This is a genomic window from Microbacterium horticulturae (assembly GCF_029094505.1).
Taxonomy (GTDB): Bacteria; Actinomycetota; Actinomycetes; order Actinomycetales; family Microbacteriaceae; genus Microbacterium; species Microbacterium horticulturae.
This window is the reverse complement of record NZ_CP119108.1, coordinates 806,995-832,090: the sequence shown is the minus strand read 5'-3', so window position 1 is coordinate 832,090 and position 25,096 is coordinate 806,995. Positions and strand designations below refer to the sequence as shown.

The 25,096-nt window shown below is 69.9% G+C and carries 21 protein-coding genes; 4 read left to right on the top strand and 17 right to left on the bottom strand.

From position 1 onward, the window contains the following. Nucleotides 1-6: 6 nt before the first annotated feature. From PU630_RS03815 to gabT, 3 genes are read right to left on the bottom strand one after another with little or no spacing between them, the layout of a single operon-like run. Nucleotides 7-1,476 (bottom strand): NAD-dependent succinate-semialdehyde dehydrogenase, encoded by a 1,470-nt coding sequence (locus tag PU630_RS03815; RefSeq protein ID WP_275279028.1) that lies wholly within the window; start codon nucleotides 1,474-1,476, stop codon nucleotides 7-9. Then, nucleotides 1,473-2,849, bottom strand: a complete 1,377-nt coding sequence (locus tag PU630_RS03810) for a flavin monoamine oxidase family protein (RefSeq protein ID WP_275279027.1) — start codon at nucleotides 2,847-2,849, stop codon at nucleotides 1,473-1,475. The genes PU630_RS03815 and PU630_RS03810 overlap by 4 nt, the downstream gene beginning before the upstream one ends. A gap of 43 nt (nucleotides 2,850-2,892) precedes the next feature. Beyond that, a complete protein-coding gene (gene gabT / locus PU630_RS03805; RefSeq protein ID WP_275279026.1) occupies nucleotides 2,893-4,248 on the bottom strand; it encodes a 4-aminobutyrate--2-oxoglutarate transaminase in 1,356 nt (451 codons plus the stop codon). 91 nt (nucleotides 4,249-4,339) lie between these two features. Here gabT and PU630_RS03800 point away from each other — a divergent pair, with 91 nt between their 5' ends. Continuing rightward, nucleotides 4,340-5,845 carry a PucR family transcriptional regulator gene (locus PU630_RS03800; RefSeq protein ID WP_275279025.1) on the top strand — a complete coding sequence of 502 codons (1,506 nt, stop codon included), beginning with the start codon at nucleotides 4,340-4,342 and terminating at the stop codon, nucleotides 5,843-5,845. Here the strand turns inward: PU630_RS03800 and PU630_RS03795 are convergent. Beyond that, nucleotides 5,820-6,875: a S1C family serine protease gene (locus PU630_RS03795; RefSeq protein WP_275279024.1), complete on the bottom strand. Its 1,056-nt coding sequence runs from the start codon at nucleotides 6,873-6,875 to the stop codon at nucleotides 5,820-5,822. The genes PU630_RS03800 and PU630_RS03795 overlap by 26 nt on opposite strands. A 21-nt stretch (nucleotides 6,876-6,896) precedes the next feature. After that, the gene (locus PU630_RS03790; RefSeq protein WP_275279023.1) at nucleotides 6,897-8,330 is read right to left on the bottom strand and encodes a helix-turn-helix transcriptional regulator; all 1,434 of its coding nucleotides are present in this window, start codon (nucleotides 8,328-8,330) and stop codon (nucleotides 6,897-6,899) included. A gap of 136 nt (nucleotides 8,331-8,466) precedes the next feature. Here PU630_RS03790 and aceA point away from each other — a divergent pair, with 136 nt between their 5' ends. Both aceA and aceB read left to right on the top strand, forming a co-directional pair. Beyond that, a complete protein-coding gene (gene aceA / locus PU630_RS03785) occupies nucleotides 8,467-9,777 on the top strand; it encodes an isocitrate lyase (RefSeq protein ID WP_275279022.1) in 1,311 nt (436 codons plus the stop codon). 98 nt (nucleotides 9,778-9,875) lie between these two features. Further along, nucleotides 9,876-11,501 carry a malate synthase A gene (gene aceB, locus PU630_RS03780; protein WP_275279021.1) on the top strand — a complete coding sequence of 542 codons (1,626 nt, stop codon included), beginning with the start codon at nucleotides 9,876-9,878 and terminating at the stop codon, nucleotides 11,499-11,501. Between the two features lie 10 nt (nucleotides 11,502-11,511). Here the strand turns inward: aceB and PU630_RS03775 are convergent, their stop codons facing one another. Then, nucleotides 11,512-13,215: an acyl-CoA dehydrogenase family protein gene (locus tag PU630_RS03775; RefSeq protein ID WP_275279020.1), complete on the bottom strand. Its 1,704-nt coding sequence runs from the start codon at nucleotides 13,213-13,215 to the stop codon at nucleotides 11,512-11,514. 192 nt (nucleotides 13,216-13,407) lie between these two features. Here PU630_RS03775 and PU630_RS03770 point away from each other — a divergent pair, with 192 nt between their 5' ends. Beyond that, nucleotides 13,408-14,607 carry a pyridoxal phosphate-dependent aminotransferase gene (locus PU630_RS03770; protein ID WP_275279019.1) on the top strand — a complete coding sequence of 400 codons (1,200 nt, stop codon included), beginning with the start codon at nucleotides 13,408-13,410 and terminating at the stop codon, nucleotides 14,605-14,607. A 1-nt stretch (nucleotide 14,608) separates the two neighbouring features. Here the strand turns inward: PU630_RS03770 and PU630_RS03765 are convergent, their stop codons facing one another. The 11 genes from PU630_RS03765 to mvk are packed head-to-tail and all read right to left on the bottom strand — an operon-like array spanning nucleotide 14,609 to nucleotide 25,041. Beyond that, nucleotides 14,609-15,745: a UDP-N-acetylmuramate dehydrogenase gene (locus PU630_RS03765; RefSeq protein WP_275279018.1), complete on the bottom strand. Its 1,137-nt coding sequence runs from the start codon at nucleotides 15,743-15,745 to the stop codon at nucleotides 14,609-14,611. A 1-nt stretch (nucleotide 15,746) separates the two neighbouring features. Continuing rightward, the gene (locus tag PU630_RS03760) at nucleotides 15,747-16,151 is read right to left on the bottom strand and encodes a MaoC/PaaZ C-terminal domain-containing protein (protein ID WP_275279017.1); all 405 of its coding nucleotides are present in this window, start codon (nucleotides 16,149-16,151) and stop codon (nucleotides 15,747-15,749) included. Then, a complete protein-coding gene (locus tag PU630_RS03755) occupies nucleotides 16,148-16,594 on the bottom strand; it encodes an FAS1-like dehydratase domain-containing protein (RefSeq protein WP_275279016.1) in 447 nt (148 codons plus the stop codon). The genes PU630_RS03760 and PU630_RS03755 overlap by 4 nt, the downstream gene beginning before the upstream one ends. Nucleotides 16,595-16,598: 4 nt before the next feature. Further along, complete coding sequence (locus PU630_RS03750) at nucleotides 16,599-17,402, bottom strand: sulfite exporter TauE/SafE family protein (protein WP_275279015.1); 804 nt, start codon at nucleotides 17,400-17,402, stop codon at nucleotides 16,599-16,601. Between the two features lie 19 nt (nucleotides 17,403-17,421). Beyond that, entirely contained in the window at nucleotides 17,422-18,651 is a 1,230-nt protein-coding gene (locus tag PU630_RS03745; protein WP_275279014.1) for an LCP family protein, read from the bottom strand. A 12-nt stretch (nucleotides 18,652-18,663) separates the two neighbouring features. Continuing rightward, complete coding sequence (locus tag PU630_RS03740; RefSeq protein WP_275279013.1) at nucleotides 18,664-19,833, bottom strand: hydroxymethylglutaryl-CoA synthase; 1,170 nt, start codon at nucleotides 19,831-19,833, stop codon at nucleotides 18,664-18,666. Beyond that, nucleotides 19,830-20,879 carry a hydroxymethylglutaryl-CoA reductase gene (locus tag PU630_RS03735; protein ID WP_275279012.1) on the bottom strand — a complete coding sequence of 350 codons (1,050 nt, stop codon included), beginning with the start codon at nucleotides 20,877-20,879 and terminating at the stop codon, nucleotides 19,830-19,832. Before PU630_RS03735 ends, PU630_RS03740 begins: the two co-directional genes overlap by 4 nt. Beyond that, entirely contained in the window at nucleotides 20,869-21,963 is a 1,095-nt protein-coding gene (gene fni, locus PU630_RS03730) for a type 2 isopentenyl-diphosphate Delta-isomerase (protein ID WP_275279011.1), read from the bottom strand. Before fni ends, PU630_RS03735 begins: the two co-directional genes overlap by 11 nt. Next, nucleotides 21,960-23,063: a phosphomevalonate kinase gene (locus PU630_RS03725; protein ID WP_275279010.1), complete on the bottom strand. Its 1,104-nt coding sequence runs from the start codon at nucleotides 23,061-23,063 to the stop codon at nucleotides 21,960-21,962. Before PU630_RS03725 ends, fni begins: the two co-directional genes overlap by 4 nt. Continuing rightward, nucleotides 23,060-24,043, bottom strand: a complete 984-nt coding sequence (mvaD, locus tag PU630_RS03720) for a diphosphomevalonate decarboxylase (protein ID WP_275279009.1) — start codon at nucleotides 24,041-24,043, stop codon at nucleotides 23,060-23,062. The genes PU630_RS03725 and mvaD overlap by 4 nt, the downstream gene beginning before the upstream one ends. Continuing rightward, complete coding sequence (mvk, locus tag PU630_RS03715) at nucleotides 24,040-25,041, bottom strand: mevalonate kinase (RefSeq protein ID WP_275279008.1); 1,002 nt, start codon at nucleotides 25,039-25,041, stop codon at nucleotides 24,040-24,042. The genes mvaD and mvk overlap by 4 nt, the downstream gene beginning before the upstream one ends. Between the last annotated feature and the right edge of the window lie 55 nt (nucleotides 25,042-25,096).

Here is a 25,096-nt window from a genome sequence, read left to right as displayed (position 1 = left end):
CTCCTCCTATCGGTCCGTGGGGATCATGGTGTACTTCGTGGACAGGTACTCGTGGATGCCCTCGGCACCGCCTTCGCGGCCCAGGCCCGACTGCTTCACGCCGCCGAACGGGGCCGCCGCGTTGGAGATGACACCCGCGTTCAGGCCCATCATCCCCGACTCGAGCCGGTCGATCATCCGGTGCCCGCGGGCCAGGTCTTCGGTGAAGACGTACGACACCAGGCCGAACTCGGTGTCGTTGGCCATGCGCACGGCCTGATCTTCGTCGCGGAAGGACGCAATGGCCAGCACCGGGCCGAAGATCTCTTCACGGAGGATGTCGCTGCCGGCCTGCACATCACTGATGACCGTGGGCTGGAAGAACGTGCCGTCGGAGGCGATGGCCTCTCCCCCGGTGCGCACGATGGCGCCGCGGGTTGCGGCATCCTTCACCAGAGCACCCGCCTTCGCGACCGCATCGGCGTCGATGAGGGGGCCGATGGCGACGCCCTCTTCGGTGCCGCGACCGATCTTCATCGCCTTGACCCGCTCGGTGACCCGGTTCGCGAACTTCTCGGCGATGTTCTCGTGGACGATGAACCGGTTCGCAGCCGTGCACGCCTGACCGATGTTGCGGAACTTGGCGGCCAGAGCGCCCTCCACCGCCTTGTCGAGGTCGGCGTCCTCGAAGACCACGAACGGGGCGTTGCCGCCCAGCTCCATCGACACGCGCAGCACGTTCTGGGCCGCGTCGGCGATGAGCCGGCGGCCGACCTCGGTCGAACCGGTGAACGACAGCTTGCGCAGCCGCGGGTCGGCGATGATCGGTCCGGAGACGCGGCCCGACGTCGTCGTGGAGACGATGTTCACGACACCGGCGGGCAGGCCCGCCTCCTGCAGCAGGGATGCGAAGAACATCGTCGTCAGCGGGGTCAGCTGTGCCGGCTTGACGACCACCGTGCAGCCGGCGGCCAGCGCCGGCCCGATCTTGCGCGTGGCCATCGCGAACGGGAAGTTCCACGGCGTGATGAAGAACGACGGGCCCACCGGCCGCTGCGAGACGATCATGCGTCCGGTGCCCTCGGGGTTCAGCCCGTATCGGCCGCCGATGCGCACGGCCTCTTCGCTGAACCAGCGCAGAAACTCGCCGCCGTAGGTCACCTCGCCGGCCGACTCGGCCAGCGGCTTGCCCATCTCGAGGGTCATCAGCAGCGCGAGGTCGTCCTTGTGCTCCTGCACGAGCTCCCACGCGCGGCGCAGGATGTCGCTGCGACGGCGGGGCGCCGTGGCCGCCCACGCGTCCTGTGCGGCGACGGCGGCGTCGAGGGCACGGATGCCATCGACGGGCGAGGCATCTGCAATGGTGCGGATGACCTTTCCGGTGCTCGGGTCGTGCACGTCGAAGGTCTTGCCGCCCGAGGCTGCGACCCATTCCCCTCCGATGAAAAGCCCGGTGGGGATTCGCTCCAGCAGCTCTGCTTCTTTTTCGGCGGTCATCTGCTCTCCTTCCTCTCGGCGATGATCTCGGCCGCGATCTCGGCCGCGACGGTGCGGCCCATGCGGATCGCCCCGTCGACGTGCTGGAAGCCGGCACCGGCTATGTCGCTGCACGCGAAGTGGATCGGGCCGACCGGCGTGCGCACGTCCTTCTGGTAGCGCGCGAGCCCGCCCAGGTCGAAGCTGGCGGCGTAGGCGCCGCGGGTCCATTCCTCGGTGCCCCAGTCGCTCTCGTAGTAGACGAGCGGGTTCTTCGCTTCGGGTCCGTAGTAGTGCGACAGCGAATCGAGGATCTTCTCGCGGCGCTCGTCCGCACTCAGCTCGAAGACGCCGTCGGCGAGCCGGTCGGAGACGAAGGCGACCAGGGTGCCGCGCTCATCACCGTGGTTCGTGTTGTCGTACGCCTCGTGAGCAAGCTCATACGGGCTGAAGGCCGTGCCCGACAGGCCCTGCTCGCGCCAGAACGGGCGCTCGTACACGGCGTGCACCTTGATGACCAAGCCCATCGACAGGTGCTGATGCAGCTGCTGCTGCCGGCGCGGCAGAGGCGGCTCGAAAGAGATGCGGCTGTACAGCACCGGCGCGTGCGCGAGGATCGCGTGGCGGGCACGTACCGTCATCCCGTCGGCACGGGCCACGACGCCGTTGTCGGACCACTCGAGGAACCGCACCGGCTGTTCGAGGAACACGTCGTCGCCCAGGCGCGCGGCCAGGCCCTGCGATACCGACTGCATGCCGCCCACGACGCGCTTGTCGAGGATGAAGTCGGCGTCGACGAGGTCGGTGAAGCTGCCGGCCGAGGCGGCCATCTGCAGCGCCTGCAGCATCGAGAACGCGTGCGGCGGCTTGGTGAGCATCATCGCGCCGATGAACAGCCCGATGTTGTCGATGACCTCTTGGTCAGAGGTCTGCTCCCGCAGCCACGCCTCGAACGAGATCTTGTCGAGCGCCTCGGCGTCAGGGGCTTCCCACACGCGGTCCGGGTCGACCTGCGCGACCATGGTGTCGAGCTTCTCGATGAGCGCGACCATGGTCTTCTCGGTCTCGGGCGCCACCGGGAAGATGTCGCCGGTGAAGCGCACGGCCTCCCCCTCGCGCCCGATGTACACCGACTCGCCCTCCCGGTAGCGGCTGTAGGTCTCCAGGCCCAGATCTTCGATCGTCTCGAGCAGCGCGGTCTGGTCGGGCGAGATCCACTGACCGCCCAGCTCGAGCCATGCGCCGTCGACCGTGTTCGTCCACGTGCGGCCGCCCACGCGATCGCGCGCCTCGAGCACGGCGACCGACAGCCTGGCCTCCTGCAGCGTGTTCGCCGCGGCGGTGCCGGCCGGGCCCGCGCCGATGACGACGACGTCACGGGTGATCTCGGTCACAGGGTTCTCCTTCGTTCGTTCGAGTGGCAGCACGGGAGCCGACTCAGTGCGCGGCCAGAGCGGCCGCGACGATCTCGAGGCCCTCGGTCAGCAGCTGGTCGCCGATCGACAGCGGCGGCAGGAAGCGGATGACGTTGCCGAACGTGCCGCAGGTGAGGACGACGACGCCCTGGGCGATGCAGTCCCGTGCGATCGCGCCGGTCAGGGCCGCGTCGGGCGCGCCGGTGGCCGGGTCGACGAACTCGACGGCGACCATGGCACCGCGACCGCGCACATCTCCCACGCGCGGGTCCGACACCTGGATCTCGGCCAGGCGCGGCAGCAGGAGGTCGCCGATCTGGCGCGCGCGCTCGACGAGGCCGTCGTTCTCGAACACGTCGATCGCCGCCAGCGCGGCAGCACAGGCGACCGGGTTGCCGCCGTAGGTGCCGCCGAGGCCGCCGGGGTGCGCGGCATCCATGATTTCCGCACGGCCGGTCACGGCGGCCAAGGGCAGGCCCCCCGCGATGCCCTTGGCCGTCGTGATGAGGTCGGGCTCGATGCCGAACAGCTCGCTTGCGAACATGGCACCGGTACGCGCGAAGCCGGTCTGCACCTCGTCGGCGATGAACACCACGTCGTTCGCGCGACACCACTCCACCAGCGCCGGCAAGAATCCGTCGGCGGGGACGATGAACCCGCCCTCGCCCTGGATGGGCTCGATGAGGATCGCGGCGAGGTTCTCGGCCCCCACCTGCTTCTCGATCTGCGCGATGGCGCGGGCCGCGGCATCCTGCCCGCTCAGTCCGTCACGGAAGGGATACGACATCGGCGCACGGTAGACCTCGCCCGCGAACGGTCCGAAGCCGCTCTTGTAGGGCATCGACTTGGCCGTCAGCGCCATGGTGAGGTTGGTGCGGCCGTGGTAGCCGTGGTCGAACGCGACGACGGCCTGCCGGCCGGTGTGCTTGCGGGCGATCTTGACGGCGTTCTCGACGGCCTCGGCGCCCGAGTTGAAAAGCGCCGACTTCTTCGCGAAGGCGCCCGGGGTGAGCCGATTGAGCGTCTCGGCGACGGCGATGTACGACTCGTACGGCGAGATCATGAAACAGGTGTGGGTGAACTGCTCCACCTGTTCCTGTACGGCCGCGACGACCTTCGGATGCGCGTTGCCGACCGTGGTGACGGCGATGCCGCTGCCCAGATCGATGAGCGAGTTGCCGTCGGCGTCGACGATGACCCCGCCGCCGGCGGCGACCGCCGCGATCGGCACGGAGTGACTGACGCCCGCCGAGACGGCCTCGGACTTGCGCGCGAGGATCTCCTGCGAACGCGGTCCGGGGATGGGGGTGACCAGGCGCCGCTCCTGGGGAAGGGTGGGGCCGCCGACGATGGTGGTGCTCGAAGCCGCAGTGCTCATACCGCGATGCTAAGTCGCAGCCCCGGTGGTGTTCATGTGCCGTCGAGTACAGTGATCGCGTACTGCTCGCCATGATGTACACAGGAGGGTGATGGATGCCACGACCCTGCGCGGTCTGCTCGCGCACAGCGATCTGCATCTGAGGCTGGCCGTCGATGAGGACGAGCTCGAGCACGGAGCGCTCGACGAGCCGTTGCGGTGGGTGCATGGCACCGACCTGGCCGACCCGACGCCCTTTCTCACCGATCAGCTCGTGCTGCTGACCACCGGCACGCAGCTCGGCGACGATGCCGCCGAGATCGAGGCCTACGTCGGGCGTCTGCAACAGGCGGGGGTACGCGGCCTCGGCTTCGGCACCGACGTCGTGCGGGCCGGCATCCCTCCCCTGCTCGTCGACGCCTGCCGCACCGCCCGCATGCCGCTGTTCGAGGTGCCGTACCGCACACCGTTCATCGCCGTGGCCCGCGTGCACACCGAGGCGATGGCCGCGCAGGCGTTCGCCCGGCGCAGCTGGGCCCTGGCCGCCCAGCGCGCTATCGCGCTGGCGGCGCTGCGGCCTGACGGACTGGGAGCGACACTGGCCGAGCTCGCCCGGCAACTGGACGCCTGGGTGGGGCAGTTCGACGCGGCGGGGATGCTGATCCGCGAGCACCCGGTGGGGGCGCTCGACCCTGCCATCGCCGCCGCGCTGACCGACGATGTCGCGCGTGTGCTGCGGCGCGGGGCGCGTGCCGGATCGTCGTTCGCCGTCGATGGCACGCCGTTCACGCTGCAGACGCTGGGCCGCGCGGGTCACCTGCGCGGCGTCATCGCTATCGCCGCGAGCGACCTCGACCAGGAGGGCCGTGGGCTGGTCACCTCGGTGATCGCGATGGCCGGGCTCGCACTCGAGCAGGGCGCCGGCATCGCCCGCGCGCGGGCGCTCATGCGCAGCGGCGTGCTGCAGTCGCTGCGGTCGGGCGACACGACGCTCGCGCGCCGCATAGCGCGCGACATGTGGGGCGGGCTACCCCCAGCGCCCGTGGTGGTGGCGACGACGGATGCAGCGGACGACGCCGTCACCGAGTGGCTCGAGCTGCGCGCCGACTTCGAGCGTGGCACGGTCTTCTTCGGCCGAGACGACGACGGCCTGGTGCTTGCTGCGACGCCGCGTGCGGCATCCCTCTTCGACGATCTGGCCCGCCGGTTCGGCCTGCAGGTGGGGGTCTCGTCGCCCGTGCCGTACGCCGCGTTCGCGCGCGGCGTGGACGAGGCGCGCACGGCACTCGCACGCGGCACCGAGCCCGTAACGCGCTTCGACGAGCTGCACAGCACCGTGCTGTCGGCGCTCGACACCGAGACAGGCCGCGCGCTGGCGGCCGCCTCGCTCGCGCCGTTGGCGGGCCACCCCGCCCTCGTCGAGACGGCGCGGGTCTGGCTCGAACACGATGCCCGCTACGACGTCGCCGCCGAAGCGCTCGGTGTACACCGCCACACCGTGCGCGCGCGCATCGCGCAGGCGCAGCAACTTCTGGGCACTGACCTGAGCGCGTTCCCGGCGCGCGCCGAGCTGTGGGCCGCGCTGCAGGCTGTCAGCCCGCCGAGTCCGTCGCGGTGAGCGTCGCGGTCACGGTCCGCCGCTCGCCGTCGCGCAGGTAGGTGATCTCGACGTCGTCGCCCGCGGTCTTGGTGATCAGCAGCAGGGCGAGCGCGTCGGTGGTGTCCATCGCCCGGCCGTCGATGGACAGGATGACGTCGCCGGCCTTCAGTCCTGCGGAGGCGGCCGCGCCGCCGGCCGACTGCACGAACAGTCCGTGCGGGATGTCCCAGGCACGGGCCACTGCAGGCGGCACCGGGACCACCTGCACATCCAGGCTCGGGTAGGCGATCGAGCCGTGCTCGATGAGCTCGTCGGCGAGACGCATCGCGAGATCGACGGGTACGGCGAAGCCGATGCCTACCGAGCCGCCGCCGTTCGCGCCGGTCTCGTTCGGCACCGTCGCGATGGCCGTGTTAATGCCGATCAGGCGCCCGGAGCAGTCCACCAGTGGTCCGCCCGAGTTGCCGGGATTTATGGCGGCATCGGTCTGGATGGCTCCGGTGAGCACGGTCGTGCGCGTGTCATCGACGGGAACCGGCACGTTGCGGCCGAGAGCACTGACGATCCCCGCGGTCACGGTGCTCGACAGCCCCAGGGGCGCGCCGAGCGCGACGACCGGCTGCCCCACCGCGAGTCGTTCGCTGTCGCCCTGGTCGATGACGGGCAGCTTCGCCTCGGCGTCGGCCTTGATCACCGCGATGTCGTTACGGGCATCGCGGCCGACGAGGGTGGCGAGAACCGTGTGACCGTTGGAGAACGTGACGGTGATCGATCCACCGGTCGCCGCCGCGACGATGACATGGCTGTTCGTGAGGATGTACCCGGTGTCACGGATGATCTCACCGGTGCCGTTGCCTGACCCACCCGGTCCGCTCACGTCGATCGTCACGACCGTGGGCAGCACGTCGTCGGCGACGCGTTGCGCGTTGCACACGGCATCCGGCGTCACCGCCGAGACGATGGCGGTCGTCGCCCAGGCGGCACCGGCACCGACTACGAGAGCTATGACAGCGGCGATCGACCAGATTTTGATGCTCACCCTGGGCATGACCCCAGTGTGCCGCACTCGTCACGCCGGCGCGTGCGCCTGGAGGAACTCGTACACGTCGGTCGTGTCGACGCCCGGGAAAGCGCCCGTCGGCAGGGTCGCCAGCAGGGTGCGGGGCGTGGCGACGTTCGGCCACGAGCTGCCGCGCCATGTGGTCTCGAGGTCGGCGGGCGCCCGCCGGCAGCACACCTCGCTGGCGTGCGGCGAGACCCCGCGATTTCCGGTGTCACGACCGAGGAACCACTTCGTGTCGTCGAAGCGCACCCCGACCGAGACCGAGTGTGCGCCCTCGCTCGACGACTGCACGCGCGCCGTGCACCAGTAGGTGCCGTTGCCGGTGTCGGTGTACTGGTAGTACGGGTTGAAGTAGTCGTCGACGTCGAAGACCACGCGACTGGTCCACTTGCGGCAGCACATCTGCCCCTCGATCGAGCCGAGCCGGTCGGTCGGGAAGTTCACATCGTCGTTCTCGTACGCCTTCGTGATCGTGCCCGATTCGTGCACCTTGAGGAAATGCACGCGGATGCCCAGGTGCACGGTCGCGAGGTTCGTGAACCGGTGCGCGGCCGTCTCGTAGGAGACCGAGTAGGCGTCGCGCAGGTCTTCGATGGAGATCGCCCTGTCTTTCTTGGCGTCTTCGAGGAACGGCACCGCGTGGGCCTCGGGTATCAGCAGCGCGCCGGTGAGGTAGTTCGTCTCCACCCGCTGCCGCAGGAACTGCGCGTAGCTGGTGGGCTCATCGTGCCCGAGGATACGGCTCGACAGCGCCTGCAACACGGCCGTGCGCGGGTCGCCCTTCGCCGTGAGCCGGCTCGACAGGTACAGCCTCCCGTTGCGCAGATCGGCGACGCTGCGGGTGGTCTGCGGCAGGTCGGGAACGTAGTGCAGGGTGAACCCGAGATGGGCGGCGATGTCGGATGCCGTGCGCTGGGTCAGCGGACCGCCCGGGTGGTCCACTGCCTGCAGGATCCGGGCCGCGGCACGCTCGAGCTCGGGAAAGTAGTTGTCCTGCCGGCGCATGAGCCGCCGCAGTGCGACGTTGGCCCGGCGCGCCTCTTCTGGCGTGGCCGAGCGCTCATCCTTGAGCCGGTCGATCTCGCCCTGCAACGCCAGCAGCGCGCGCAGCGCGTCGTCGGGCACCGACTTGCCGATGCGGAAGGGCGCGATTCCCAGGCTCTGGAACGTCTGCCCCGCCATCGCCCGTTCGAGAGCTATCTCCATCTCCGCGCGCTCGTCCAGCGGCTCGGTCGCAAGCAGCGCGTCCAGGGTCGTGCCGAGCGCCTTCGCGATCGCCTTCAGCTGGGTGAGCTTGGGCTCGCGCTTGCCGTTCTCGATCATCGAAACCTGGCTGGGTGCGCGCTCGATGGCGGTGGCGAGGGCCTCCAGCGTCATCTGTCGAGAGGTGCGCAGCTGCCGGATGCGGCGGCCGATCGTGAGAGCGTCTGCATCATCCATCCGGCGATGATGTCACGAAAAACAGAAATACGCCAAAACTTCTCCCTTGATTTGGCCAAAGCAACCCCCGGACTTCACCCAGAGTGGAAACCACACCGACCGAGGCTCACCGCCGACGCATTCGAAGGAGAACGCCATGACATTCACCGCTCCCCAGGGCCCCCTCCGCGCGGGTGACCAGGTCCAGACCGCCGCCGAGCTGCAGGAGATCTGGGACACCGACCCCCGCTGGGACGGCATCGAGCGCACCTACACTGCCGAGGACGTCGTCCGCCTGCGCGGCAGCGTCCGCGAGGAGTCGACACTCGCCCGCCGCGGCGCAGAGAACCTCTGGAACCTCATCCAGACCGAGGACTACGTACGGGCCCTCGGCGCCTACACCGGTGGCCAGGCCGTGCAGCAGGTGCGCGCGGGCCTGAAGGCCATCTACCTGTCGGGGTGGCAGGTCGCCGCCGACGGCAACCTCGCAGGTCAGACCTACCCCGACCAGAGCCTGTACCCGGCCAACTCGGTGCCGGCGGTCGTGCGCCGTATCAACAACGCACTGATCCGGCAGGACCAGCTCGAGCACGCCGAGGGCGAGCTCACCCAGGACTGGCTGGCCCCGATCGTCGCAGACGCCGAGGCCGGGTTCGGCGGTCCGCTGAACGCCTACGAGCTCGCGCACGCCATGATCCAGGCCGGTGCCGCCGGCATCCACTGGGAAGACCAGCTGGCCAGCGAGAAGAAGTGCGGCCACCTGGGCGGCAAGGTTCTCGTGCCCACCCAGCAGCACATCCGCACCCTGAACGCGGCGCGCCTCGCCGCCGACGTAGCGGGCGTGCCGACCGTGCAGATAGCACGCACCGACGCGCTGGCCGCCGACCTGCTCACCAGCGACGTCGACGAGCGCGACCGCGCGTTCCTCACCGGCGAGCGCACCGCCGAGGGGTTCTACCGGGTTCGAGGCGGCATCGAGCCGGTCATCGCACGCGGCCTGGCCTTCGCCCCCTACGCCGACCTGCTCTGGGTCGAGACCGGTGAACCCGACGTCGAACTGGCGCGCGAGTTCGCCACGGCTATCCACGCACAGTTCCCCGGCAAGAAGCTCGCGTACAACTGCTCGCCGAGCTTCAACTGGCGCAGCCACCTGGACGACGCGCAGATCGCGCGGTTCCAGGACGAGCTGGCAGAGCTCGGCTACGCGTTCCAGTTCATCACCCTGGCCGGCTTCCATGCCCTCAACCACTCCATGTTCGACCTCGCTCGCGGGTATGCCGAGCGCGCCATGAGCGCGTACGTCGACCTGCAGGAGGCGGAGTTCGCCGCAGAACGCCACGGCTACACCGCCACCAAGCACCAGCGCGAGGCCGGAACGGGCTACTTCGACGTCGTCTCCACCGCGCTCAACCCTGACAGCGCGACGCTGGCCCTGGCCGGCTCCACCGAGGCCGCACAGTTCCACTAGACCGACCGGCGACCCCGGTCACGGATGCCTCGGCCCCCGAGTCGAATCCCTGGGTCGAGGCATCCGACTCTCTTTCCCTTCTCAGACAAGGACCGATCATGACCATCACCATCACCGAGCAAGAGCCGCAGATCGACATCGAGGGGCCGATCCGCAAGCGCTACGACGAGATCCTCACACCCGAAGCGCTCGACTTCGTCACCGAGCTGCATCATCGCTTCGGCGGCCGCCGGCACGACCGGCTCGCCGAGCGCATGCGCCGCCGCTTCGAGATCGGCAACGGACACGATCCGCAGTTCCGCGACGATACCGCGCACATCCGCAACGACCCGGCCTGGCGCGTGGCCGGCACCGCCCCGGGCCTGGTCGACCGCCGCGTGGAGATCACCGGGCCCACCGACCCGAAGATGACGATCAACGCCCTGAACTCCGGCGCTCGCGTGTGGCTGGCCGATCAGGAAGACGCCACGAGCCCGACCTGGCGCAACGTCATCGAGGGTCAGCTCTCGCTGTACGACGCGATCCGCGGGCAGCTCGACTACACGAGCCCCGAGGGCAAGCAGTACCGGGTGACGGCCGAGCGTACACCGACGATCGTGATGCGACCGCGCGGCTGGCACCTGGTCGAGGAGCACATCCGCTTCACCGATCGCGCGGGGCGCCGCATGGCGGCATCCGGCTCGCTCGTCGATTTCGGGCTGTACTTCTTCCACAACGCCAAGGCGCTGATCGACGCGGGCACAGGTCCCTACTTGTACCTGCCGAAGATCGAGAGCGCCGAAGAGGCGAAGCTGTGGGACGACGTCTTCACTTTCAGCGAGCAGTACGTCGGCATCGCACACGGCACGATCCGTGCCACGGTGCTCATCGAGACACTGCCGGCGGCGTTCGAGATGGAGGAGATCCTCTTCGAGCTGCGTGAGCACTGCGCGGGGCTGAACGCGGGTCGCTGGGACTACATCTTCTCGATCATCAAGAATTACCGCGGCCGGGGTGCCCGGTTCGTGCTGCCCGACCGCAGCGAGGTCACGATGACCGTGCCGTTCATGCGCGCGTACACCGAGCTGCTGGTGAAAACGTGCCACAAGCGCGGCGCCTTCGCGATCGGCGGCATGAGCGCGTTCATCCCGAGTCGGCGCGACCCCGAGGTGACGGCGCAGGCGCTCGAGAAGGTCGCGGCCGACAAGCACCGCGAGGCCGGCGACGGCTTCGACGGCACCTGGGTCGCCCACCCCGACCTGATCCCGGCCGCGCAGGCCGAGTTCGACGCCGTGCTCGGCGAGCGGCCCAACCAGATCGACCGGCAGCGTGACGACGTGCATGTCGAGGCGGGTCAGTTGATCGATCTGCGCATCGGCCGCCCCATCACCGAGGCAGGCGTGCAGAGCAACGTGTCGGTGGGCATCCGCTACATCGAGGCCTGGCTGCGAGGCTACGGGGCCGTCGCGATCGACAATCTGATGGAGGATGCCGCGACCGCCGAGATCTCGCGTTCGCAGATCTGGCAGTGGATCCACCAGGATCGCGTGACCGCCGAGGGCACCGCCATCACGAAGGAGTACGTCGAAGAGCTCATCGACGAGGTGCTCTCGAGTGTGGCGCGCTTCGACGGCGACCGGTTCGACGACGCCGGCGACGTGTTCCGCGAGGTGTCGTTGCGCGAGGAGTTCCCCGCGTTCCTGACCCAGGGCGCCTACTCGCGATTCCTCGTGGAGAGCGACTGACCCTGTGCGGTCAGCCGATCTCGCCGCCCGCGACCGTCTCGGCGAGCGCGTGCACGCGCGGCAGGTGGTGGGCGCCGTAGAAGTCTGCGAGCGTCAGGCGTGCGGCATCCCTCTCCTGCTCGGTCTCGTGCGCGAGCACCGCGGCGACGGTCAGGGCGTGCATCCAGCCGCCGGCCAGCGTGCCGAGCAGCATGAGGTACGGCACGCTGATCGCGGCCACGTCGCGCGGCGACGCGGCGAAACCGAGCAGCGACTGCGTGGCGCGGCGGGATGCCTCGACCGCCCGCTCGAGACGCTCGGCGGTGCGCTGCGCCACCGGGTGCTCGAGAGTGCGCAGCTGTGCGATGGTCTCGTCGACGAGGCCCAGCAGCTGCTGCACGGTGGCGCCGCCGTTGCGGATGACCTTGCGCCCGACGAGGTCGTTGGACTGGATCGCCGTGGTGCCCTCGTAGATGGGCATGATGCGGGCGTCACGGTAGTGCTGCGCGGCGCCGGTCTCTTCGATGAAGCCCATGCCGCCATGCACCTGGATGCCGTCGCTGGTGATCTGCACGGCGTCTTCGGTGGTCCAGCCCTTGAGGATCGGCACGAAGAACTCGGCCAGGGCGGTGTCATCGCGGTCGAACAGGTCGCCCACGTACACGTCGAGCGCGCGCATCGCGAAGATGCGGCTGGCCATCGACAGCAGCAGGCGGCGCACATCGGGGTGCTCGGCGATCGGCGTGCCAGCGGGATGGTCGAGCACGGCGCCCTGCAGACGCTGGGCGGCATAGCCGGCAGCCTGCTGGTAGGCGCGGTCGGCGATGCCGGTGGCCTGGAAGCCCATGCCGGTGCGCGCCGAATTCATCATGACGAACATGCCGGCAAGGCCTCCCCCAACCTCGCCGACGAGGTAGCCGGTGGCGTCTTCGTAGGCGAGCACGCAGGTGGGCGAGCCGTGGATGCCGAGCTTGTGCTCGATCGCCACGGTGGTGATCGCGTTGCGGTCGCCGAGCGTGCCGTCGTCGTTCACGAGGAACTTCGGCGCCACGAACAGCGAGAGCCCCTTGGCGCCCGCCGGTGCGTCGGGCGTGCGCGCCAGGACGAGGTGCACGATGTTCTCGGCGACGTCGTGGTCGCCCCAGGTGATGAAGATCTTCTGACCCGAGATGCCCCAGCTGCCGTCGGCGCGGGGCGTGGCCATCGTGCGGATGGCGCCGAGGTCGGTGCCGGCGTCGGGCTCGGTGAGGTTCATGGTGCCGGTCCACTGGCCCGAGACAAGCTTCGTCAGATAGGTCTCGCGGAGTTCGTCGGATGCCGCAGCGTCGAGCGCATGGATCTGCCCCGCCGTAAGCAGCCAGCACAGCGCGAAAGCGGCGTTGGAGGCGTTCCAGATCTCGCCGAGCCCTGCGCGCACAGCGCCGGGAAGCCCCTCGCCACCGGCGGACTCCGGTGCCTCGGCGGCGATCCAGCCGGCGTCGACGAACGCCTGGTAGGCCTCGGCGAAGCCTGTGGGCAGGTACACCTGGCCGTCGGTCAGCTGCGCGCCGACGCGGTCGCCGACCGACTCGAGCGGCGCCAGCACGGAGGCCGCGAACTCGCCGGCGCCGGCGATGATCTCAGTGGCGTCGTCGGCCGACAGCTCTCCCCCGGTGGCGCGGGCGATGATGTCTGTGCCGAAAACCTCGCCGTACAGGAAGGCGTAGTCGTCGACGGGCGGGGTGTACTCGGCCATGGGTTCTCCTCGTATGGGACTGCGCTCCATCATACGCGAGACTCAGTCTCAGCCTCCAGCGTCGAGCCGCACACCACCGTGCCTCTCGCGGAATCAGGTGTTCTCGCGAAAGCAGGAGAATGCACACCCGAATCGTCCTGAACTCGCGAAAACACCTGATTCGAGTACAGCGCAACGCGTACTCTGGGAGGCGTGACCGAACGCGCTCCGCTGTCCCGCAAACTGTCCGCGATCGCCGAGTCGGCGACCCTCAAGGTCGACGCGAAGGCCAAGGCCCTGAAGGCCGAGGGCAAGCCCGTCATCTCGTATGCCGCGGGCGAGCCCGATTTCGCCACGCCGCAGTTCATCGTGGATGCCGCGGCCGCCGCCCTGCACGACCAGAAGAACTTCCGCTACACCCCCGCCGCAGGGCTCTCCGAGCTTCGCGAGGCCGTCGTCGCCAAGACCCTGCGCGACTCGGGTCTTGCGGTGGACCCCGCCCAGGTGATCGTGACCAACGGCGGCAAGCAGGCCGTCTACCAGGCGTTCCAGGCGGTCGTGAACCCCGGCGACGAGGTGCTGCTGCCCGCGCCGTACTGGACGACCTACCCCGAGGCGATCCGCCTGGCCGACGGCACCCCGGTCGAGGTCTTCGCCGGCGCCGACCAGGACTACAAGGTCACCGTCGAGCAGCTCGAGGCGGCCCGCACCGACAAGACCACCGCGATCGTCTTCGTCTCCCCCTCGAACCCGACAGGCGCCGTCTACACCCGCGAAGAGACCGCGGCCATCGGCCAGTGGGCACTCGAGCACGGCATCTGGGTGATCAGCGACGAGATCTATCAGAACCTCGTCTACGACGGGGTGAAGGCGGTCTCGATCGTCGAGGCGGTGCCCGAGGTCGCCGGTCAGACAATCCTCGTCAACGGTGTCGCCAAGACCTACGCGATGACCGGCTGGCGACTGGGCTGGATGGTCGGCCCGCGCGACGCCATCAAGATCGCCTCGAACCTGCAGTCGCACCTGTGCAGCAACGTCAACAACATCGCGCAGCGCGCGGCCATCGCGGCGCTGAACGGTCCGCAGGACGAGGCCGAGGCCTTCCGCCAGGCGTTCGACCGGCGCCGCAAGCTCATCGTCGCCGAGCTGTCGAAGATCGATGGGATGACGGTGCCCACCCCCCAGGGTGCGTTCTACGTGTACCCCGACGTGCGTGGTCTGCTCGGCCGCGAATGGGCCGGCAAGACCCCGACCACCTCGCTCGAGCTGGCCGACCTCATCCTCGACGAGGCCGAGGTCGCCGCGGTGCCTGGTGAGGCCTTCGGACCCAGCGGCTACCTGCGCCTCTCGTATGCGCTGGGCGACGAAGCGCTGCTGGAGGGCGTGCAGCGCCTGCAGAAGCTGTTCGGCTGAGCTACAGCTCGACGCCGACGAGCACGGGTTCGGGCTGCAGCATGAGCCCGAACTCGGAGTGCACGCGGATGCGGATGTAGCGCGCCAGCTCGGCCAGCTCCCCCGCCGTGGCGCCGCCGCGGTTGGTGAGCGCCAGGGCGTGCTTGGTCGACAGGCCCGCTCGGGAGCGCGGCAGCTTGAAGCCCTTGCCGAACCCGGAGTGCTCGATGAGCCACGCCGAGCTGACCTTGACGTCGGGCTCGGGGGTGGAAGGCATCGGCGACAGGCCCGCGTAGTCTTCGAGCGGGATCACCCGGTCGGGCGCAGGGTCGGGCGCGACCGGCCAGCGCGGGCATTCGGCGGGGAGGGTGCGGGCGAAGGATGCCGGGACCACCGCGTTCTGGAAGAACGACCCGGCACTGTACGTGTCGGGGTCCGCGGCGTCGAGCACCATGCCCTTGCGCGCACGGATCGTGAGGATCTGGTCGCGCACCCACCGCAGCGTCACGGCGTCGTCGGGCGAAAGCCCGAGAGCCGCGCGCAGCTGGGAGCCTGCGACGGTGTGCGCGGCATCCCCCCACTCCGCAAGCTCCAGCGTGAGCGACACGATGACCGCTCGCCGACGCGGCTCGGAACCGTAGTGGGCCTTGAGCACCGAGGTGCGGAAGCCCAGCTCGAGCTCGGCCGCCGGAACGGTCGAGACCTCGCCGGTGTCTTCGTCGAGCAGCTCGACCTCGACGAGGGTCTGCACTATCTCCTGCCCGTACGCGCCGACGTTCTGCACGGGCGCGGCGCCGGCCGAGCCGGGGATGCCCGACATCGCCGTGATGCCGGCAAGTCCGTGGTCGACGGCGTAGGCGACGAGCTCGTCCCAGTTCTGCCCGGCCTGCACGCGCAGGCGCTGATGGCCGTCGGGCGCCCCCGCGACGGGCGTGATCCCCTCGGTGAGGATGCGCACGACCGACCCGTCGAACGGCTCGTCGCCGACCAGCAGGTTCGAGCCGCCGCCGACGACGAACCAGTCGTCGCCGTCGTCCCAGATGCCGCGCAGAGCGTCCACGAGCTCGTCGACGGTGCGTGCCTCATACATGCGGGCGGGCGCGGCACCGGTGCGCAGCGTCGTCAGCCGCGCGAGCGGAACGGGTGTGACCTCGGGCATGTCAGGGCACGCGCACGCGCACCTGGGCCTTGCCCAGCACGGTGGTGTCGGCGCAGGTGACGGTCAGATCGATGCGGGCCACACCCTCGTCGAGGGCGCCCACCTTCGCGGTGACGGCGACGTCGGCCCCGGCCTCGGCGTCGACGACGACCGGGCGGGTGAACCGCACGCCGTACTCGAGGATGCGGCCGGTGTCACCCAGCCACGGCACGATGGTCTCGACGGAGAGTCCCATGGTGAGCATGCCGTGCGCGAGCACGCCGGGCAGGCCGACGCGCGCGGCGACGTCATCGCGGTAGTGGATGGGGTTGAAATCGCCGGAAGCCCCCGCGTAGCGCACGAGCGACTCACGGGTGAGGTGGACGGTGCGCTCGGCGACGACGTCGCCGACGGAAAGCTCGCTCACTCTTCTCCCCCGATCAGCAGAATGGATGTCGCGGTGACGACGTGCTCGCCCGCGGCATCCCGGATCTCGGCCTCGCTGGTGACCATCGCACCCTTGCCCACCGCACGTACACCGGTGATCGCCAGCTGCGCGGTGAGCTCGTCACCGGCGACGATCGGCCGCGTGTAGCGGAAGCGCTGCTCGGCGTGGATCGTGCGCTCGAGCGCGATGCCCGAATCGGGCTCGGCCAGCAGTTGCTGCAGGGTGAGGTCTTGGATCACCATCGCGAAGGTCGGCGGCGCGACCACGTCGGCGTAGCCGAGGGCGCGAGCGGCCTCGGGGTCGGTGTGCTGTGGGTCGGTGGCGAGCACAGCGCGCGCGAACTCGCGCACCTTCTCACGACCCACCAGGTAGGGGGCGGTCGGGGCGAACGCGCGGCCGACCAGATCGGGATTCACGGGCACCGGATCAGTCTACCGAGGCCCGCCGCGCGCGCTGGGCGCGCAGCGTGCGCACGGCCATCTGCACCGCGATGAACACGACGAACGCCGCGAACAGCAGGTTGGCGGCGAACGGGTCGAGCAGACTCGCTATCCACGCGCCGGCTGCCGTCGTCGTACAGGCTGCGACACCGACGAGCGCCGCCGCGGACAGATCGACATTGCCCCGGCGGATGTTGCCCACCGTTCCCGATATAGCGGTCGGGATCATCATCAGCAGCGAGGTGCCCTTGGCGACGAGGTCGCTCGCGCCGAACCCCAGGATGAGCGCCGGGACGACGATGATGCCCCCGCCCACGCCGAGAAGACCCGACAGGATGCCGGTGACCAGGCCGGTCGCAATGAGCCCGGCGACCGACAGCACCGTGAGATCGACGTGCGCCTCGCGCGAGGGGACGACGAAGAACAGCGCGACGACCACCACGCCCAGGAACGCGATGAACGCCCAGCGCAGCGCGAGGACCGGAAGGCGCGCGAGCAGCCAGGTGCCCAACTGCGCACCGACGACGGCCGCGGCGGCGAGGATCAGGGCCGGGACCCAGGCGACGGCGCCGTTCACGGCGTATGAGATGACGCCGACCGCCGCCGTGGGAACGATGGCGGCCAGCGAGGTGCCGGCGGCGCGCCGCTGGTCGAAGTGCGCGAGCAGCGTCAGCAGCGGCACTATCACCGTGCCGCCGCCGACGCCGAACAGGCCGGAGAGCAGGCCCGCGGCCAGCCCGATCGCGAGGAACAGCAGGGTGGATCGGGCCGTCAGGCGGTGCGGGGTCATCGTGTCGAATCTACCGCTCTCAGTGCTGCGGCTGAGTGCAGGTGACCTCGGCGGCGGTGCTGCCGGTGATGCTGCTGGGCAGGTCGACCGCGTCATCGGACGGGCTCGCGCTCGGCCCGGGCGACGCCTCGGCCGTCCCGGTCACGTCGACGCCGTTGACGGGGCTGGCCTTGCCGGTCAGATTCAGTGCCTTGTTGGCCTTGAGCGCGGCGAAGAGGGTGTCGGCGGCGCTGGTGATCGGCAGCACCCGCGACTCATCGGCCGGATCGGTGCCCGTCGGGTACTGGACGAAGACGATGTCTTTGTAGGGCACCGACTTCACCGCCATCGCGATCTGGACCATCCGGGTCGGGTTGGCCAGGTTCTCATCGAGCACCAGCTGACCGTTGCTGACCTGCTGCAGCGCGGTCGTGGCCAGCGCGAACAGCTTCGTCGGGTCGCCGAGCACGCCGCCGGACTGCAGCTTGCGCACCAGAGACGACATGAACTGCTGCTGGTTGGAGATGCGGCCCAGGTCCGACCCGTCGCCGATCCCGTGTCGGATGCGCAGGAACTGCAGCGCCTTGGTGCCCTTGAGCGTGTGCTCACCGGCCTTCAGATGCAGACCCGTGTTGGAGTCGTTGATGTCGCCGGCCACGCACACCTTCACCCCGCCGATGGCATCCGACATGTTGATGACTCCGGTCCACCGGATCGCGGCGGCGAACTGGATGTCGACCCCGCTCAGGTTCTCGACCGTCAGCGCCGTGCACGCCAGTCCCCCGTACTCGTACGACGAGTTCAGCATCTGCGCGCTCATCGCCTGGTACCGGCTCCCGTTCGAGGACGGGCACGACGGGATCGGCACGATCATGTCGCGGGGGAAGGAGACCACCGTGACCCGCCGCGGGTCATCGCCGATGTGCACGAGCATCGTCACGTCGTTGCGCTCGCCCCCGTCGTCGTGCGCGCACCGGGGGAAGATCTTCACATCCTGCCCCTCGCACGAGTCCGTGCCCACCAGCAGCAGGTTCACCCCGCCCTCGATCTCACCGATCGACGGTGGCAGGGGCTTGCTCGATTCGAGCGTGATCGCCTTCTGCTGCACCAGATCGGTCGCGCTCCACGTCGCGAACACGGCCGTGCCCCCGACGCCCACCACGACCACCGCGACCAGCGCGGCAAGGAACGTCGCGATCTGCGCGAGCGGGCGCGGCGACCGCAGTCGCCCATGCCGCGCCAACGGCACCCGAGGGAGCTTCCGACTCATGCACGGCCTCCGTCAGCGGCGGGTCTCGTAGCGGCGCACGTGGTCCACGACCCCGGCGAAGCGGTAAGGACCGGGGGTCTCAGCGGCCGTCTCGTAATCCGAGCCCTGTACCGCGTCGACCGCCTCGTGCAGCGAACGGTAGCGCGCGTGATCGATGACCCGGCGCTCGTCGAGGGTCGCGGCATCCTGCACCGTCCGCAGCAGCTCGCGATACCTGGGCCGCACCACGCCCGTGAACAGCTCGGAGACGCTGCCAGACCCGTAGCTGAAGAAGCCGATGCGCTCACCCGTGAGGTCGGCGTCGTCGCGCTCGAGCAGCGACAGCAGTCCGACGTAGATCGAGGCCGTGTAGCTGTTTCCGGTGCGCCGGTTCATCTCAAGGCTCGCCGCGATCTGGGCCAGACGCTGCTCTTTGTCGAGCTCGGCGCCGGCGATCTTGCACAGCCGGTCGTGCGCCTTGACCGCCATCTTCGTGAACGGCTGGTGATAGCAGAACCGCGCGATCTCGGCGAAGGCCGCGCCGCCACGGGACTGATACTCGTTCCAGGCGCCTTCGAGCGCGCCCAGGTAGGCCGCCAGCGAGTACTTGCCGTCGACCAGGGCCGTGGACAGGTAGTTGGGCCGCCAGAAGTCGTGGATGTCGTCGGTGTGCAGACCCGTGACCGGCTCGATCTCGAGCAGGGCGGGGTCGGCGGTCACGAGGAACGCGACGGCGGCGGCGCCCTGGGTGGGCTCGCCGCTGGTGTCGAGCGCGTAGCGGGCGACGTCGCTGGCGATCACCAGCACCTTCTCGCTCGCGTCCCGCGCGACGATGCCGAGTGCGAACTGCAGAGCTGCGGTGGCCGAGTAGCAGGCCTGCTTGAGCTCGACGACGCGGCAGTGCTCGCCCATGCCGAGCAGGCCGTGCACGAACACGCCCGCCGACTTGGACTGGTCGATGCCCGACTCGGTGGCGAACAGCAGGGTCCGGATGCCGTCGGCACCGTGCCGCGCAAGGATCTGGGCCGCGGCATCCGCCCCCATCGTCACGATGTCTTCATCGGCGAACGGCACGCTCATCTCGCTCTGCCCGATGCCGATGTAGTACTTGCCGACGTCGATGCCCTGGGCGTCTGCCAGCTGCTGCAGGTCGAGCACCTGGTGGGCGGTGGCGAAGGCGATGTCGCTGATGCCGATCGTCATCGCGCGGACTTCCTCTCGATGTTCACGTGGGCGGCCATGAGCTCGCCCGGGTTCGTCTGCGCGGCCATGAGCGAGAGCTCCCCGCACAGCACGGTGGCGGCTACCAGCACGGCCAGGCGCCGGGCGTTCTCGCCGGGTGCGCGGTCTTCGGCGCAGCCCAGCCGCGCTATGTTCTCTTCGACGAAGGCGAGGTCTTTGCCGTTGCCGACGGTGCCGACGATGAGGTTCGGCAGGGTGCACGAGAAGTACAGGTCTCCGTCGCGCACCTCGGCGTGGGTGATGCCCTGCGAGCCCTCGACGATGTTCGCGGCATCCTGCCCGGTCGCCAGGTAGAACCCGAGAAGCATGTTCGCGTAGTGGGCGTTGGCGCTGCGCAGGCCGCCGGCGGTGATGGTACCGATGAGATTCTTGCGCACGTTCAGCTGCGCGATGGCCTCGGGGCTCGTGTGCAGGCGACGGGTCACGACCTCGCGCGGGATGAGCAGCTCGGTCACGACGTTCTTGCCGCGGCCGAGGATGCCATTGACGGCCGTCGCCTTCTTGTCGGAGCAATAGTTGCCCGAGATCGACTCGTAGCGCAGCCCCGGGATCACCCGCAGGATGTGGTCCATCAGATTGTCGGCCGCAAGCGTCACCATGTTGTGCCCCGATGCGTCACCGGTCGACAGCTCGAAGCGCAGGAACAGCAGGTTGCCGACGATCTGGTGGTGCAGGTCGAGCAGCGTCGCGAACCGGCTCGCGCCCGAGATGACCTGCTGCAGCTCGTCGCGGTGCGCATCGAGGTAGTGCACGGCGGCGAGCGCCGTGGCCGCATCGTCGGCCTCGAACAGCACCGACCGGGCCATCCGCTCGTCGATGAGGGTCGCGACGATGCCGCGCTCGGTGAGGGTCGAGATCTTCGCGCCGCGGCCGACCGAGGGCCACAGCGGAGTCTCGTACGTGGCCAGCGGCACTTCCTGCAGCCCCGTCATGACGTTGCCGCTGAGTGAGATCGGGCCGACCCACTTCATCGGGATCGGCGCCGCGCCGATCGGGTCATTCCTCATCTGAACTCCCTGTGTGGCGCTCGCTGCGCCGGCTGAAGGCGGCCGCGTCGACACCGCGCAGCTCGCAGAACTCGCGCACGCCGCCGCGCAGCAGCACATCGGTGTGCACGAGGGCGGTGGGAGTGGATGCCCCGAGCAGCGCCTGCAGTTGTGCGATCTGCTCGAGCCACGCGCGAATCCGGGCGATGAGCGCTTCTTCTCCCCCGTTCAGCACGGCGTGCAGGAACACTCCGGACACGCCGACGGCGCGCGCGCCCAGCGCCAGCGCGCGCACGACGTCGAGCGGGGTGCGCACGCCGCCCGAGGCCACCAGCGCCGGAACGTCGCCGGGCGCGGCATCCACCGCATCCAGCAGGCAGCACACGGCCGACTGCCCCCACCCGGCCATGAACGCGTAGTCGTTCTCGGCGCGGCGAGCGTTCTCGATGCGTGCGAAGTCGGTGCCACCCGCACCGCTGACGTCGGCGACGGCGACGCCGAGATCGGCGAGACGCTCGAGCGTGGGGCGGCTGAGCCCGAACCCGACCTCTTTGACGATCACCGGCACATCGAGCCGGTCGACGATCGCGGCGATGTTGTCGGGCCAGGCCGAGAAGCCCCGGCTGCCCTCGGGCATGACGGTCTCTTGGACGGCATTCAGGTGCACCTGAAGGGCGTCGGCCTCGAGCAGGTCGACGACGCGCGCGGCGTCGTCGGGCGTCGCGTCGGCGCTGAGGTTCACGCACACGTACCCGTCGGGGTTCTCATCGCGCATGACGCGGAAGGTGCCCACCATGTCGGGCTCGCGCAGGGCGACGCTCATCGACCCCGTCGCTATCGGGATGCCGGTCTCGCGCGCGGCGATGGCCAGCTGCCGGTTGATCTCGCCGGTGCGGGTGCTGCCGCCGGTCATCCCGTTCACATACAGCGGCACCGGCCACTCGATGCCGGCGAACGACGTCGCCAGACTCACCGCGTCGCGGTCGAGGCCCGCGAGTGCGTGGTGCACGAAGCGGACGTCGTCGAAGTCGTTGCGGGCAGGGCTCGCGGTCTGCTGCTGCGCGTCCGCAAGATCCACATGCTGGTCTTTACGTTCACTGCTCATTGTTCGCTGCGCTCGTGCTCATCGATGGCCCCCTGCGCCTCCTGCACCTTCAGGTCGAGGTGGCGGATGTCGTTGCGCTCCCACTCTGTCAGCATCCGGTGCACATCGGCTGAAGACGGGGCGAGTACGATGCCGCAGTCGCCGCCGCCCGCGCCGGACGATTTCGCCGCGGCGCCTGCCGACGTCGCGATGTCGCACAGAGCGGTCAGCGCGGGCGTCTCGATCTGCAGGCCCGCATGCCGGGCGAGATCGCCGAGCGCCGTGCGGGCGAGACGGATCGCGAGCAGGGTGGCGGCGGCATCCTGTCTCTCCAGCGCGTCGATCAGCTGCCCGACGGCCGCACGGCTGTCGGCGACGAACTCGCGGTACCGACTCTCACCGGCGGGCTTGCGGTGCTGCACGCTGCCGACCAGGCGCTCGGTCGAGGCAGGCTGGCCCGTCCAGCCGACGAGCAGTCGCAGCCCCTCGGGCGCGGGCAGGCGGCGCACCGACAGCCCTGGCCATTCGCGCTCGAGCAGCACGTGGACCCCCGCGGCGTCGGCGGCGCCGCGCAGGCGGGCGCGGTCGGGGGCGCTGTAAGCGATCCATCCGCCGAAGGCGCTGGCCGCGACATCCCCACCCGACGCCTTCGGCGAGACACGCACGGTCGCGATGAGGGCGACCTTGAACAGCTGCAGCGGGGTCAGCTCGAGTCCGTACAGCCGGTCGAGCGCGCGCACGGTGGCGACCGTGACGGCGGCCGACGAGCCGAGACCGAATTTGCGACCCGACACGTCGTCGAGCTCGCTCGTGATGCGAATGTCGCAGAAGAGCGGGGGGATGCCACGCTCGGCGGCGAGCTGATCGACGGTGCCGATCGCCGACAGCACGTAATCGTAGGGCGCGTGGTCCTGATCGAGCACGACGACGCCGTCGTCACGGGTCCACAGCAGCGGGGCGCGGCCGTACTGGTCGGACGAGATGCTGCCGTGCAGCTCGGCGGGCTCGACCTCGACCGTGATGTGCCGGTCGACGGCGACCAGGACCGAGGGCTCACCCGGCTCGACGACGGCGTACTCGCCGGCGATGAAGAGCTTGCCGGGCGCCTGGGCGCGGATCATGCCACGGCCTCGATGAGGTGCGCGCCGGGGCCGGCGTGGGCTGCGATGAGCCGGTCGGCGGGCATGCCCGCGGCCTCGTCGGCGATGAGGGCGTCGCGCACGGCGTCGACGTCGGCGGCGCGGCACACGAAGACGACGTTCGGGCCGGCATCGGCGGTCGCGTAGGCCTCGAGCCCCGTCCGGCGCAGCCGCTCGGCCGCGTCGAACAACGCGATGGACTGGGGGGCGAGGTAGCGGATCGGCGGGCGGCAGCCCATGATCGCCGCGTGCATGCGCAGGGCGTTGGACTCGGTGACCGCGCCGATCGTGCTGACGTCGTCGGCGGCGAACGCCTGCTGCATGAGCAGGAGGTCCGCCTCGGCGGCGTGCACCCATCCGCTCGCATACGGCGAGGTGCTCTTCGTGCGCTGCATGGCCTCGCGGCTGGAGACGGCCTTGGCCGTGGCATCCACCACCGCTATCACCATGCCCAGGTCGGGACCTGAGACGTGCTCGGCGTAGGAGGTGGCGTCATCGAGGCCTGCGTGCCAGATCGCGGTGCCGCCGATGATCGAGCGGCAGGCCGAACCCGATCCGCGGCGGGCGAGCCGGCTCAGGTCCTTCTCGGCGAGGTCGAGCCCGTACGCATCGGCGGCGGCGACGGCGAGCGCGGCGAAGCCGGAGGCGCTGGAGGCAAGGCCCGCGCCGGTGGGCACCGAGTTGCGGGTGTCGACGCGGGCACGCGCGCTCCTGCCGGCCTGTGCACGCACGAGGTCGAGGAAGGTCGTGATCCGGGCGGCGGGCGACCCGGTGGCGACGGCACCGTCGAACACCATCTCGTCGGCGGTCAGCGCATCATCGACCGTGACGCTCGTCGTGGTCGGAAACACATCGAGCGTCAGGGACAGGCTGCCGGTGTCGGGAAGGATCAGTGCGTCGTCGCGCTTTCCCCAGTACTTCACGAGGGCGATGTTGGGGTGGGCGACGGCGGTGCTGGTCATGCGGCGATGTCCTCGGGGTGCAGCATCCACGTGCGCTCTGCTCCGTTCGCACGCATCGCGGCCGCCACCTGCGCGGCTATCTCGTCGGTGTCGGCGAGTGCGAGTACGCAGCCGCCACGTCCACCGCCGGTCAGCTTGGCACCGAGCGCCCCGGCCGCGGTCGCCGAGGCGACGAGCCGGTCGAGCTGAGCGTTGCTGACGGTCAGCTCGCGCAGCAGGGCGTGTGTGTCGCTCATGCGGGCGCCCAGGGACGCACGGTCGTCGGCGGCGAGATCGGTCACGGCGGCCTCGGTGTGCTCCCGGATGCGGGTCAGGATGCCGGCGACCCGGTCGGGCTCGGCTGTTCTGAGGGCTGCGACGTCGCCGACGGCCTCGCGCGTGCGCCCGTGCAATCCGGTGTCGGCGATGACGAACACGCCGCCCAGCGCGCTGGGCAGTGCGCGCGCCGTGCCGGCCTGGAACCAGACCGGCGTCTCGGACACCACCGAGCGCGCGTCGAGGCCGCTCGGGCGACCATGGGCGACGCGTTCGGCCGCCTGGGTGAGGTCGAACCGTGCGGCATCGTCGAGCTCGACACCGTGACTGCGCGCGACCGCGGTGGCGATGGCGGCTGCGACGGCGGCGCTCGAGCCGAGTCCCCGCTCGGCGGGGATCTCTCCGTCGATGCGCACCGCGAGCCCGGTCGCGGGTGCGCCGACGTGGCGCAGCGTCTCGGTGATCGCGGTCAGGGGCGCTGCGAGCAGCTCGGGGGCGCTTGCGATCGGGCCGCGGTAGAGCACGGAGTCGATCCAGAGCGGACGGTCGGTGCGCGTGACGGTTGCGGTCAGCGTCAGCCCGTGCACCGGCAGTGCTATCGCCGGGGCGCCGTGCACGACGGCATGCTCACCGAGCAGAATGACCTTCGCGTGCGCGACGCCGGTGGCTTCGGCAGGAGCGGCGGCGACGGTCGGGGACGGGCGCGTCCACGCGTCGGAGACGCGACCTGACAAGGCGGCCATGTGTCGTCTCCTGGATGTCGGGAATCGCGGATGCGCGTCACACGCGCCAGCGATC